12 protein-coding genes, 1 rRNA gene and 1 pseudogene are annotated in these 12,548 nt (G+C 32.5%); 10 read left to right on the top strand and 4 right to left on the bottom strand.

Features of this window, described 5'->3' with window-relative positions:
• Positions 1-243: 243 nt before the first annotated feature.
• The 3 genes from CRO45_RS19380 to CRO45_RS19370 form a co-directional block, all read right to left on the bottom strand.
• Positions 244-1,425, bottom strand: coding sequence for an aminotransferase (locus tag CRO45_RS19380; protein WP_097151278.1), 1,182 nt, complete (start codon positions 1,423-1,425; stop codon positions 244-246).
• Entirely contained in the window at positions 1,425-1,928 is a 504-nt protein-coding gene (locus CRO45_RS19375) for an Lrp/AsnC family transcriptional regulator (protein WP_097151277.1), read from the bottom strand. The genes CRO45_RS19380 and CRO45_RS19375 overlap by 1 nt, the downstream gene beginning before the upstream one ends.
• Positions 1,929-2,135: 207 nt before the next feature.
• Positions 2,136-3,887 carry a B12-binding domain-containing radical SAM protein gene (locus CRO45_RS19370; RefSeq protein ID WP_097151276.1) on the bottom strand — a complete coding sequence of 584 codons (1,752 nt, stop codon included), beginning with the start codon at positions 3,885-3,887 and terminating at the stop codon, positions 2,136-2,138.
• Between the two features lie 243 nt (positions 3,888-4,130).
• On the opposite strand from CRO45_RS19370, the gene CRO45_RS19365 reads away from it, so the two are divergent.
• The 9 genes and pseudogenes from CRO45_RS19365 (at position 4,131) to CRO45_RS19330 (ending at position 11,067) form a co-directional block, all read left to right on the top strand.
• On the top strand, positions 4,131-5,663 hold the full coding sequence (locus CRO45_RS19365) for a spore germination protein (RefSeq protein WP_097151279.1): 1,533 nt from the start codon (positions 4,131-4,133) through the stop codon (positions 5,661-5,663).
• A gap of 1 nt (position 5,664) precedes the next feature.
• Positions 5,665-6,753, top strand: a complete 1,089-nt coding sequence (locus tag CRO45_RS19360; protein WP_097151275.1) for a GerAB/ArcD/ProY family transporter — start codon at positions 5,665-5,667, stop codon at positions 6,751-6,753.
• Positions 6,750-7,415 (top strand): Ger(x)C family spore germination protein, encoded by a 666-nt coding sequence (locus CRO45_RS19355; RefSeq protein WP_097151274.1) that lies wholly within the window; start codon positions 6,750-6,752, stop codon positions 7,413-7,415. Before CRO45_RS19360 ends, CRO45_RS19355 begins: the two co-directional genes overlap by 4 nt.
• A gap of 36 nt (positions 7,416-7,451) precedes the next feature.
• Positions 7,452-7,985 (top strand): annotated as a pseudogene (locus CRO45_RS19350) (Ger(x)C family spore germination C-terminal domain-containing protein); the annotation flags it as partial.
• Position 7,986: 1 nt separating this feature from the next.
• Positions 7,987-8,148 carry a hypothetical protein gene (locus tag CRO45_RS20190; protein ID WP_170949569.1) on the top strand — a complete coding sequence of 54 codons (162 nt, stop codon included), beginning with the start codon at positions 7,987-7,989 and terminating at the stop codon, positions 8,146-8,148.
• A gap of 353 nt (positions 8,149-8,501) precedes the next feature.
• A complete protein-coding gene (locus CRO45_RS19345) occupies positions 8,502-9,074 on the top strand; it encodes a hypothetical protein (protein WP_097151272.1) in 573 nt (190 codons plus the stop codon).
• Between the two features lie 234 nt (positions 9,075-9,308).
• On the top strand, positions 9,309-9,917 hold the full coding sequence (locus CRO45_RS19340; protein ID WP_097151271.1) for a methyltransferase: 609 nt from the start codon (positions 9,309-9,311) through the stop codon (positions 9,915-9,917).
• A 29-nt stretch (positions 9,918-9,946) separates the two neighbouring features.
• Positions 9,947-10,528: a DNA-3-methyladenine glycosylase I gene (locus tag CRO45_RS19335; protein ID WP_097151270.1), complete on the top strand. Its 582-nt coding sequence runs from the start codon at positions 9,947-9,949 to the stop codon at positions 10,526-10,528.
• Positions 10,529-10,641: 113 nt separating this feature from the next.
• The gene (locus tag CRO45_RS19330; RefSeq protein ID WP_097151269.1) at positions 10,642-11,067 is read left to right on the top strand and encodes a hypothetical protein; all 426 of its coding nucleotides are present in this window, start codon (positions 10,642-10,644) and stop codon (positions 11,065-11,067) included.
• Positions 11,068-11,434: 367 nt separating this feature from the next.
• Here CRO45_RS19330 and CRO45_RS19325 read toward each other — a convergent pair whose 3' ends face one another.
• A complete protein-coding gene (locus CRO45_RS19325; RefSeq protein ID WP_097151268.1) occupies positions 11,435-11,623 on the bottom strand; it encodes a hypothetical protein in 189 nt (62 codons plus the stop codon).
• 735 nt (positions 11,624-12,358) lie between these two features.
• Between CRO45_RS19325 and CRO45_RS19320 the strand changes: the two genes are divergently transcribed.
• Positions 12,359-12,548 (top strand): 16S ribosomal RNA (locus tag CRO45_RS19320); the annotation flags it as partial.

Raw genomic sequence — 12,548 nt, 5'->3', positions numbered from 1 at the left:
TGTGCAAAATAGCCCTCTATCTGAAAAAAATTAGCATAGTAGGGCTATTCGTAATGCGTACCAATAAGGTACGTTTTTTTATATTTCGGGCTTACCGAATAACTCAATGTAGTTGGCGAATAAGTAGTTCATTTTGGCGAATAAAGCGAAGCGATACTACTTAGGCGAATAAAAGCGAAGCGATAGCCGCAACTTTTATACTGGAATAAATACTAAAAAACTGCTGAGAAAAATTCTCAGCAGTTAATTATCTTGTAAAGAATCAATAAATCGTTTAATTCTTCTAACAGCTTCTTGCAACTCATCTAGAGATGTTGCATAAGAGCAACGGATATGACCTTCTCCGCTTGCACCGAACACATCTCCGGGAACGACGGCTACGCCTTCTTTCATTAATAACTGTTCTGCAAATTGTTGTGAACTTAATCCCGTTGATTGAATAGAAGGGAACGCGTAGAACGCTCCGCCTGGTTCATGGCATTCAAGTCCGATCTCATTGAAAGAATGAACGATAAAATTACGACGTCGGCGATAACTTTTCACCATTTCTTCCACGTCAGCTCGTCCATTTCTCAAAGCTTCGACTGCAGCGTACTGTGACATAGTAGATGCACATAATAATGCATATTGATGCACTTTTAACATCCCGCTTGATATTTCTACCGGTGCACAAACAAAGCCAAGTCGCCATCCTGTCATGGCAAAGCTTTTAGAGAATCCTGATACTAAGATTGTTCTATCTCTCATTCCATCGATCGCAGGCATACTCGTATATTCTTCGTCATCATACGAAAGTTCAGCGTAAATCTCATCGGCAATTATTAATAAATCATGCTGTATCGCTAAATCTGCAATTGCTTGTAATTCCGCTCTATTTAATAACGTACCAGTAGGATTGTTTGGTGAACAAAGCATAATAGCTTTTGTTTTCGGTGTAATCGCAACTTCTAATTGTTCTGGCATTATTTTAAAATCATTTTCCTTTGTTGCTTGTACTTGAACAGCAACTCCACCAGCAAGTTCAACCATTGGCACATAAGAAACGAAGCAAGGCTCAACGACAATAACCTCATCACCTGGGTCTAGAATTGTTCTCATTGCAAGATCTATTGCAGAGCTTGCCCCAACAGTTACGATGATTTCATTTTTAGGAGAGTAGTCGACATGAAATTGAGTTTTCATGTAGTTTGCAATCTCTTCGCGCAATTCAAGTATTCCTGAATTTGGTGTATAAGAAGTGAAACCACGTTCAAGGGAATTAATAGCGGCTTCACGAATATGCCAAGGAGTAACGAAGTCAGGTTCACCAACGCCAAGTGAGATGACACCTTCCATACCTGCAGCTAAGTCGAAGAAACGACGAATGCCAGATGGTTTTAGCTCTGTAGCCATTTTAGATAGATACGTAGTTCTAGTTGTTTTCATTAAGGGGACACCACAATTCTTTTATCTTTAGTTGCTTCTGTTTCGAAAATAATTCCATCATGCTTGTATTTCTTTAAGATGAAGTGAGTTGTAGTAGAAACGACTGATTCTAGAGTAGATAGTTTTTGTGAAACGAATTTTGCTACTTCATTTAATGACTTACCTTCCACAATAATAGACAAATCATACGTTCCAGACATTAAGTAAACTGAGCTTACTTCATCAAATCGATAAATACGTTCTGCAATATCATTAAATCCAACACCACGTTTTGGCGTTACTTTTACGTCTATCATGGCACGAACACCTGGATGATTCTCTACTTTTGTCCAGTCCACGAGGGAAATATATTTTACAATAACTTTATTTTCTTCCAATTTTTTAATAGTTTGTTCTGTTTCTTCCACGCTCAAGCCAACCATTTTAGCTAAAACGTCAGTGGCAATCCGTGCATCAGTTTCTAAAATCTCAACGATTTCCATTTCTTTAGGGGATAGTTTCATGGAAAAACCTCCATAAGGATAGTATTTTTTAAGGGCTGAATTTCTAATTCATAGATTTCATAATAGCTATGACGGGAAAACAATTCAATATGTTCCTAAAAATTTTTTGACTCTTTCTATACTTTAATATTATTTTGTACAAATATATTGAAAATAATATCTCCATAAAAAAACAAGGAACATTTAGAAATGTCCCTTGAATTCTAATTATTTTATTTTGATCTCTTTTAGAGTTGCAAAATAAGGAGTTTCTCCTTTACGGAAAATAGTTAATAAAATCGTATCTTGCGGTACAATTTTTCCGTTTTGGTATGCTTCATAGTCAAGACCGAAAGGAGTAACTAGGGAATGTTTAAAGAATTCTTTTTCTGACAATCCCATTTGTGCGAATTCACTTCCTGCAAGTTCAGGATCTTCTTTTAGTATGCTATATATGTGTTTATGTTCGTCTTGCTGTATACGCTCATCCCACCATAATTTGCGCGGTTGGAAAGGCTGTTTTGATAAATAATCGAATTTCATTAAACTGCGAACAACTGGTAAGTTGATGTGATTTTGTGTTAATAAAAAATCCTCTAACCGTTTAAATAAATCTTCTAATTGATGGCCAATTCTTGACCATCCTCTTTCCTCCCAGAATGTACCGAAGCTTTGGAAGAAATCAAATGGTGTTTCAAAGCCTTCTGTAACAAGATATTCAATCGTATTGTCCATGCGGTGATCGTTCCAATATTTCTCTAACACGTCTTCTGCTTGTTTAATGCGAATGATTTCATCGAAAGTTAAAACATTATTCGCAAAAATCTCATAGGGTGCAATGTCGACATATGTGTAGCCATATTTTTCAGCCTCTACACGAAGTCCTGTTCCACGTAACAATTTTAGGAAACCAAGTTGCAATTCTTCAGGCCGCATTGCAAAGACATCATTAAATGTTTTACGGAAGCTATCATAATCTTCTTCAGGTAAACCAGCAATTAAATCAAGATGTTGATCGATTTTGCCACCATCTTTTACCATCGTTACAGTTCTTTTTAACTTTTCAAAGTTTTGACGGCGTTTTACGAGTTCATTCGTTTCGTCGTTTGTAGATTGTACACCTATTTCAAAGCGGAATAATCCTTTAGGGGCGTTGTCGTTTAAGAACTGAATCACTTCAGGACGCATAATATCTGCAGTAATTTCGAATTGGAATACAACATCTGGGAGATGTTCATCAATTAAAAATTGAAACATTTCCATAGCATAGCTACGGCTAATGTTAAATGTACGGTCAACAAATTTAATCGTTTTAGCACCATTTGCCATTAGGTAGCGGATATCTTCTTTAATTTTCTCTCGGTTAAAATAACGAACACCTACTTCAATGGAAGAAAGGCAGAATTGGCAGCTAAATGGACAGCCACGACTTGTCTCAATATATTGAATACGTTTGGATAGGTGAGGTCGATCCTCTTCAAAACGATAAGGACTTGGCAGTTCTCTTAGGTCCACCTTTTTCGGTTGTGGGTGGATTTTGAATTTTCCATCTTGTAAATAGCAAACACCTGGGACATCTTCTAATGGAATTTCTTCATTAAAATATCTTAGCAATTCTTTAAATGAAAATTCACCTTCACCCATAATGATGAAGTCGACTTCATTTTCAAGTCGGCGTACCCAAAAGTTTGTATCGTATGACACTTCTGGCCCACCTAAAACAATTTTCGTTTCCGGTGAAACTGTCTTAAGCATTTTAATAACACGAATCGTTTCTTCAATATTCCAAATGTAACAACTAAAGCCAACCACATCGGGTTTATGTTGGTAAAGATCCGTCACAATATTAAATGTTGGATCTTTTATCGTATATTCGACAATCGTCGGATTGAATTCAGGGAGCGCGGCCGCTTTTAAATATCGAATCGCGATATTTGTATGGATATATTTTGCATTAAGAGTGGTTAAAACGATATTCATTTCTTAGAGAATCTCCTTTATATACACGTACTATGATAACTATATGATTTTAGCAGTATTTGAGGATTTGTGCTACTTAGTTGTGTTGGTTGGAGTTGAGATAGTGGGTTCCATTACTTCAAGTTAAGAAATTGCCATTCATATTTTCAATGTCCATTTCCAAATTAAGATTTTTATACATAACTCTATATTTCAGTGGAACAATAAGAAAAAATATGGAGGTGTTTAATATACTTGGAAAAAATGAGAATTAGAAAATTTTTTAATAAGCTGATAAAAGAGGAGCATCCTCGATTTGAAAAAGCTGCTTCCGAGGATGATTTGTTAAAGGAAAAACAAATTGATTCGAGTTTAGCAAATACTCTAGAAATATTCAAAAAAATTTACTATGTTCCAAATAATAGTGACGTGTCGATCCGGAACATTGTAATTGGTGGAATAAATAAAGAAGCAGCAGTGCTTACTATTAATTCAATTTCAGATACTAAGTTAATTGAAGATCTCGTTATTCGCCCATTGCTAATAAATGACGATGAATCTAAAGAAATAGAATTGTTATTATCACCGCAAGTTCGTAAAGCTCACGAAATCGAAGATATATTAAAAGAAATCAATAGTGGAAATACTACACTTTTCGTCGATGGTGAACCAAATGCTTACATTATAAATACAGGTAACTTCCAAGGGAGAAGCGTTGAAAAAGCGGAAAATGAAGTGGTCGTCAAAGGGCCAAAAGAGTCCTTTAATGAACAAGCTATGACAAATATTTCATTAATTCGAAAGAGAATTCGAGACGAAAAACTAATTGTTGAATCGACTACGATTTCTAAAAGAGCGAAAAATGAATTGTACTTACTCTATATAAAAGATATTGCTAATGAAGAAATATTAACAAATATAAAAAGTAAACTCAATTCACTAAATGTAGATTCAATTCAAAATCTTTCGGTGTTAGAAGAATATATTGAAGACAATATTTATTCAATATTTCCAACCATTTTATATACAGAACGTCCAGACCGTGCGAGTGAATTCATAGAAGATGGTTTTATTGTTTTAATTATGGATAACTCACCCGATGTACTAATATTACCAGCAACCTTTTGGTCATTTTTCCATAATGCAGAAGATCATTATTTACGATTCCTATTTGGAAATTTCATAAGAATTTTAAGGTTAATGGCATTGTTTATTACATTATTTATATCAGCTATTTATATTGCCATTACAAATTATCATGTGGAAATGATCCCCGCTGATTTATTATTAGCGATTTCTTCAACGAGGGAGATTGTACCATTTCCACCTTTAGTTGAAATTTTAATGTTGGAAATTGCTTTTGAACTGATTCGAGAAGGTGGATTACGTGTACCAAAACCAATTGGTCCAACGATAGGGATAGTTGGAGCTTTAATTTTGGGACAAGCTGCCGTACAAGCTAACCTTGTTAGCCCGCTAGTTGTTATTATTGTAGCTTTAGGAGGGTTAAGTTCTTTTGCAATAGGCGATCCAAATTTAAACTATACTGTTCGGTTATTGAGATTCCCATTCCTAATCTCGGCAGGCGTCTTTGGATTATATGGTCTGACAGCTTTATTTACTTTCGGGTTATTTTATATGACATCCATTAAATCCTTTGGAGTTCCATATTTGGCTCCAATGACACCGAATGATTCCACATCTAAAGACACTATTTTTAGAAAACTTCTAAAAAATGAAATATTTAGACCCGGTTACTTAAAACCAAAGGATATTGAAAAAAAAGCAGGAGAGTAATATGGATCATACAAAAGGAATGCTCGGAATCAGGGAATTTTTTGCCATTATACTAGTTACAATAGGTACAAAATTAACGGATAACACACCAACTGGATTATTTAATGAAGTTGGAAACGCAGCTTGGATAACAATAATCATCATGTGTTTAGTTTCTATCATACCCATCTATCTTTTAACAAAAGTGATTACCTCATATGAGAATAAAAATTTAGTAGATATTATTTACCATTTATTAGGAAAACATATTGGTTTTTTTGTTATTTTACTTTTATGGTTAACGGAAACCTATTCGATTGTACTAAGTTCAGCTATGTATGCTGATATTATCGAAACAATGTATTTTGTCAGGACGCCAATTTTAATTATATATATTGTGTTAATTGGGGTAGCAGCTTATGGAGCTAAAAAAGGCATAGAGTATATCGGATCTGCTGCGTGGATCACTCTAATTGGGTTGAATATTGCATTATTTGTCGTTTTAATTCTTTCAATATTACAGGGAAGAATCAATTACATTTTCCCGATCTTTGGAAATGGTATTCCAGAAATATTAACGGAAGGAACAACGAATTTATCTATTTTTGGTGAATTTCTTTATTTTGGTTTTATAGTCACTTCGTTACGTAGTATCAATGTTTATAAAAAAGGCATTTGGATAGGTTTATTTTATGTGTCGATTGTGTTTATGTTTGCTCTGATTGGATATGTTATGTTATTTGATTATGTGTCGATAGGAAATCTGAACTATCCATTTCATGAATCGATACGTTACATCCAATTAGGGTTCTTAACGAATGTTGAATCGTTATTTTTACCATTCTGGTTAGTTGCATCCTTCTTACGGTTTTCTTTTTATTTATATATAAGTGCATTGCTCTTTGGTGCACTCTTTAAAATTAAACAATTTAATTACCTTGTTCCGTCGATTGCTATTTTAATTGTCTTTCTAGGCTTGATTCCAGAAGCACCTGTATTTTCATTATTTAATTTAAGAGAGATATTAGTTTATATTACTGCACCTATTTTTTTACTTCTACCATTGGTATTATGGATCGCAGCAAAACTAAAAGGAGAATTCAAAAAGTGAAAAATAGACCTTGTATTAGCCATTTTCCCTTTTTAATATTCGTTTTATTGTTGTTAAGCGGTTGCTGGGATCAAACCAATATCGATAAAAGGGCTTATGTCATTGCAATTGGTTTAGATAAAGGAGAAAAGAATAAAATTAACATTACTTATTTAATTTCAAATCCAGAGTTCTCAAAACAAGAAGGACCATCTAGTGAACCGTCACATGAAATTATTACCTTTCCAGCCAATGATTTTATCTCTGCGAAAAACACAGCAAATTCAATCGTTGCAAAAGAAATTACGTATAACATGTTAAGTGTAATGATTGTTTCTGAAGAATTTTCGAAAGACCCTGAGTTTATAAGGTATATGTATGATGTGACAAAGGATCGAGAAATTAAACATAATAATCCATTGGTGGTCACCAAAGAAGATGTAAGTACGTTTTTAACAGAAAATAAACCCAAACTAGAAACAAGAATTCATAAGTATTTTGAGTTTATATTGGAAAATGCTAATAAGGCAGGCCTCATTCCTAGCTTCAAATTACATAGCTATTTTTCAATCACAGAATCAGATGCTGGCTTATTCTTAGCGCCATATGCAACAACTCAACGGACCACTAGTGGAAAGTATACTGCAGGGGAAGACGAGTTTCTAGCAGGAGAGCTAGATTGAGAAACGAATAAAACACAATTTTTAGGTTCAGCCGTCTTCAAAGAGGGGAAGATGATTGGAACTTTGACCGGAGAGGAAACTCGTCTTACGATATTATTAAATGAAACATTAAAAATGGGAGAAATATATACAACGTATTCAGATCCATTTTTCCCACAGTATAGAATTTCAGTGAGACTAATGAAACGTGAAAAGAATGATGTAAAGATAGATCTTACTGGTTACACACCAACAATTGATGTAACAGTACCACTATATTTGGATATATTATCGATTCATAGTATGGAAACCTTCAATAATGGCAAAATAGAACAATTAAAAATTCATATTGAAGAAGAACTGCAAAAAAAGATGAGCAAGCTGATTAAAAGAACACAAGAAGAATTTAAGGGAGAAGCTTTTGGTTGGTCTCTAATTGCTAGAAAAAAATTTTTATCAAGACCTGACTATGAAAAGTTTGATTGGATGAAAAGCTACCCTGATATGAAAGTCAATGTAAAGGTTAATGTGTTCATTGGTACATTTGGAGAACAAAGTAAATTACCTGACTTAAATGAAGTGAGGGATTAGATTGAATATAGTAGTGTGGTTAATAATGATTGGAATGTTTTTATATACAATTGGTTTTTCTATTGAACTTTGGAGACAAAAAAATAAATCTGGGGCGATAGCAGTTTGCATCTTAGCGATCTCAATAATCATTGCACCATTTTTTTCAGTTCTTAGTTGGTAAAAGTATATAATTAGCTAGCAAAAGTGACTAATCAAAATTAGTAAAAACATGAAAATAAATTCGAATTAGTACACTCTACCATACTAGGAAGTAATATAAACTAGTATTTTATTAATAAAGCTGATAAAGTAAATTACGTAAACCATTCCTATCAGGGAAAGTTACTATTATAATCTGTTTATTTGCAAGAGATGTTAGATGACGATCTGCTCTCTTGCTTTTTTCTCGCAAATTTTGAACATGAATATTATTATATGAAAATTTATTATTATAAAAATTAAGATATCCTTAAGAAATTAAATACGTGTTTCTTAATATTTATTTTATATTATTGTAAATAGAGGTGAGTTAATATGACAGACAAAAATGTATACATTTTATTAACTGATACTGGAACTGTATTTACTAGATTGATAAAATTATTTACAAAAAAGCCATATAATCACGCATCTATTTGCTATGATTCTAATTTAAATGATGTTTATAGCTTTGGTAGAAAATCTGTTCGAAATCCATTTCGAGGTGGGTTTGTAAAAGAAAACCTTCAATCAGAATTGTTCAAACGTTCAAAATGTGCCATATATTCATTTGAAGTAACTAATGAACAATTAGTAGAAATGAAACAATATATTCAATCTATTGAAAAACAGAAAGACGATTATAGTTATAATTTAATTGGATTATTTGGTTTTATCATTAAAAAACCGATTAAAAGAAAAAACGCATTTTTCTGTTCGCAGTTTGTGGCGACGGTATTGAGTGAGAGTAATATATTTGAGTTTGAGAAATCACCTTCATTAATTGCTCCACATGATTTTCAACGAGTAATAGAATGTGAAATTATATATGAGGGTAAATTGTATAATTATCTTAATGAGATTGAAGAGGAAATTATTCGAGTACCTGACAAATTAATTTCAGCTTAATTAACAAATTGAGCATCGGCGACACAACTTCACATAAAAGGAGTTGTGTTTTTATTTCATTTGTATAATCATCATTCTTACTCGTCATATTGAAAATATGGTCAGTTTGTATTTATGGTTGGTAAAAAGTTCGAATTATTGTAGACGAATAAGTAGTGTTAGATGTATTGTATGGAATGCAGACATGGTATTTAATCGGCATTTATATAGTTTCAAAAGATTGGGGAGCAACTAGTGAATGAATTGTACTATGAAGATATGTTGAATATCCAAACAGAGAGAAAGAAGAGTGAAGTTAACAATTCAACTTTTTATCATCCTTATGAACCGACTCCCTATAGTGCGTTAGAGCATTTAACAAAACACTATGAGATAAGTTCCGAAGATCATATTGTAGATTTTGGTTGTGGAAAAGGACGCCTAAACTTCTTTTTACATTATTTTTTTCATCCTACCGTTACAGGGATTGAAATGAATGAAGTTTTTTATCGTGATGCTTTAAAAAATATTGATAGTTATTTAAAGAAAGTGAAAAGAAATGATGATAAGATTCGCTTCCATTGTTGCAAGGCAGAACAATATAAAATTCAACCCGAGGATAACCGATTTTATTTCTTTAATCCATTTTCAATTCAAATATTTATGAAAGTAATCAATAATATATTGCATTCTGTTGAAGTGACTAACCGTGACATTGATGTAATCCTATATTATGCCAATGAAGATTATCGATATTTTTTAGAATATCAAACCTCGTTTCAATTATTTAAAGAAATTGAACTTCCAAATTTATATAATAAGAATACATATGAGCGTTTTTTAATTTATCGATTAACCAATTAAAGAATGAAAAAGAAGGTTGTGAATTCATTATGAAAAGATGTGTATGGGTAACGAAAGAACAACTATATATTGATTACCACGATAAAGAATGGGGAGTGCCTGTTTATGACGATCAACGATTATTTGAAATGCTCTGTCTAGAGGGAGCACAAGCCGGTTTAAGTTGGTGGACTATTTTACAGAAAAGAGAAAACTATCGACTTGCGTTCGATCATTTTGAGGCAGAGAAGATTGTTCAATATACAGATGAAAAAGTACAATCTCTATTATCGGATTCAGGAATCGTACGAAATCGGTTAAAAATTCAAAGTGTCATTACAAATGCAAAATCCTATTTAAAGATGAAAGAACTACATGGATCATTTTCAAATTATATTTGGAACTTTGTTGAAAACAAACCAATTATTAATCATTGGGCAACGAAAGAGGATGTTCCAGCGACTACTGAATTAAGTGATCGAATGAGTAAACAGCTGAAAAAAGACGGCTTTAAATTTGTAGGAAGTACGATTTGCTATTCATTTATGCAAGCGGTAGGAATGGTGAATGATCATACGTTAGAATGTTTTTGTCATCCAAGTAATAACTTTGTAGATACAAAAAATATATAAATTCTCCCGGTTGACGATAAAAATTAAGTATAAAACTTTCCCTGATTCACAATATAAATTTTATGGAAAAGTTAATTCCACAAGCTAGTCTATTTAAAAAGGATGCTGTTTAAATGAACTTGTTTCGTGGTGATGCACATAAAATTTATCTTCGTTTGAGGAAAAATCCGCAAACGATTGGACAATCCAAATATTTAAAAGAACTAAAAGAAGTACGTGATTTTTATGAATCAATCGAAAGTGACGTACTGAAACTAATTTTTTATCGATTAATTAAAGAGAAAAATGGTTCAGGAATGATTCCAATCTATGTTTCATCGATTCCGTTTTTATTTTTATTTTTCTCACAACATCTAGACAAGATTTTGTTTGCCGACGGTAGTCGTAATTGGTTAATCTTTATATTAATTTATGTCATAGGTATTACATTTAGTCTATTTCTACATTTTCGTGAAAAAGCTTGGGCGTCGTGTCATATTGAAATTATTCAGGACATTTTAGTTTCGAGAAAAGATAAAACGATTAATTTGGATGATTAAATTCATAAAGAATCATAAAAGTACGTTCTTTTAATAGACCGTGCTTTTTTGATGTACCTGCGGTAAAACATAACACTTTATTTCCTAGGCTAATTATTTTAATTTCCCAGGCAAGCGCAGGATTTGACAAGCATTCGTCATTTTGCATAGCCAAAGATATGTGTAATTAATCGAAATTTGTCAATAAGAGAAGAACGATTGACCGAATTTATAGAAGTTGTAGAAAAATAGTCAGAAAATTTAGATAAAATTAAAGTGAATTTCTAGGGGAAATAATAACAACATCATTTCCAAGCGTGTAAAGTTCCGAAATTTTAAAGCGGGAGACTTATAAAATAAAACCCCGATTTTCGTCGGGGTAGTTAGTTTACGATAATTTATTATCAAAAAAATCTTCACTTTCATAATGAACAACATCATAGTCCTCTAAAATAGTGCTGTAATCATATCCTTTTTCATCCATGATTGATTCTAAATAAGATTTACATTGGTTTAATTGGCTTTGCATCGTGTTAAGCATGGAATAAATATTGAATAGTTCATTTTTGTCTGGCATAGAGGGACCTCCATCGTTTCTTCGTAATCAGTGTGAAACAATCACCTTTTAGGGTGATAAAGTTAATATGACTAATCCTATTACATTGTTAGCTAAATTAACTCTATACATACTTCTTATATAAAGGAAGTAATTAAACAATATTAAGTAGTTATATAAAATGAAAATGTTAAGTATATAGCAGCTGATTATTAATTAAGATAGGTTAGATTTTAGATTTTTAGAGAGTAATTTCATCATATTATGAGAATCAATATGAAGGATAAAAAAATGATAAACATATCATAATTTTATTGACAATGAATCTAAATAGAGTTATTATATTAAAGCAGTCGCAATTAACTGGTTTGTTTGTTAAGTTGTTGATCGCTATTATTGTTTTGGTAAAATATACTTTCTATCATCATTTGAATGCATGAAGGAAGTAATGGTAGTTAGTTAGTAAATAAATTAAATTATTATATTGACATATTAATTGGGAGTTGGTATAATAAATTTCTCGTCGTGAGATGCGGATGGAATATTAGTTAATGTAACTTATGAAAATTATGTTGACATAATAATCCGAAGTTGATACAATATAATTCCTGTCGCTTACGACATTGAAAAATGAACCTTGAAAACTGAACAACAAAACGTTAATGAAATAAACGTTTCTATTATATAAATAGAAACACAATTTTGGACATCAAAATTGATGCCAGCAAAAAATTGAGCTTTACTCAAATTCTACATTTTATGGAGAGTTTGATCCTGGCTCAGGACGAACGCTGGCGGCGTGCCTAATACATGCAAGTCGAGCGAACCTTTTAAAAGCTTGCTTTTGAAAGGTTAGCGGCGGACGGGTGAGTAACACGTGGGCAACCTGCCCTATAGTTTGGGATAACTCCGGGAAACCGGGGCTAATACCGGATAATACAATTTA

It is taken from the genome of Ureibacillus acetophenoni (assembly GCF_900220965.1).
GTDB lineage: Bacteria > Bacillota > Bacilli > Bacillales_A > Planococcaceae > Ureibacillus > Ureibacillus acetophenoni.
The sequence above is the reverse complement of the archived record's forward strand: the minus strand, read 5'-3'. Positions and strand labels throughout refer to the sequence as shown.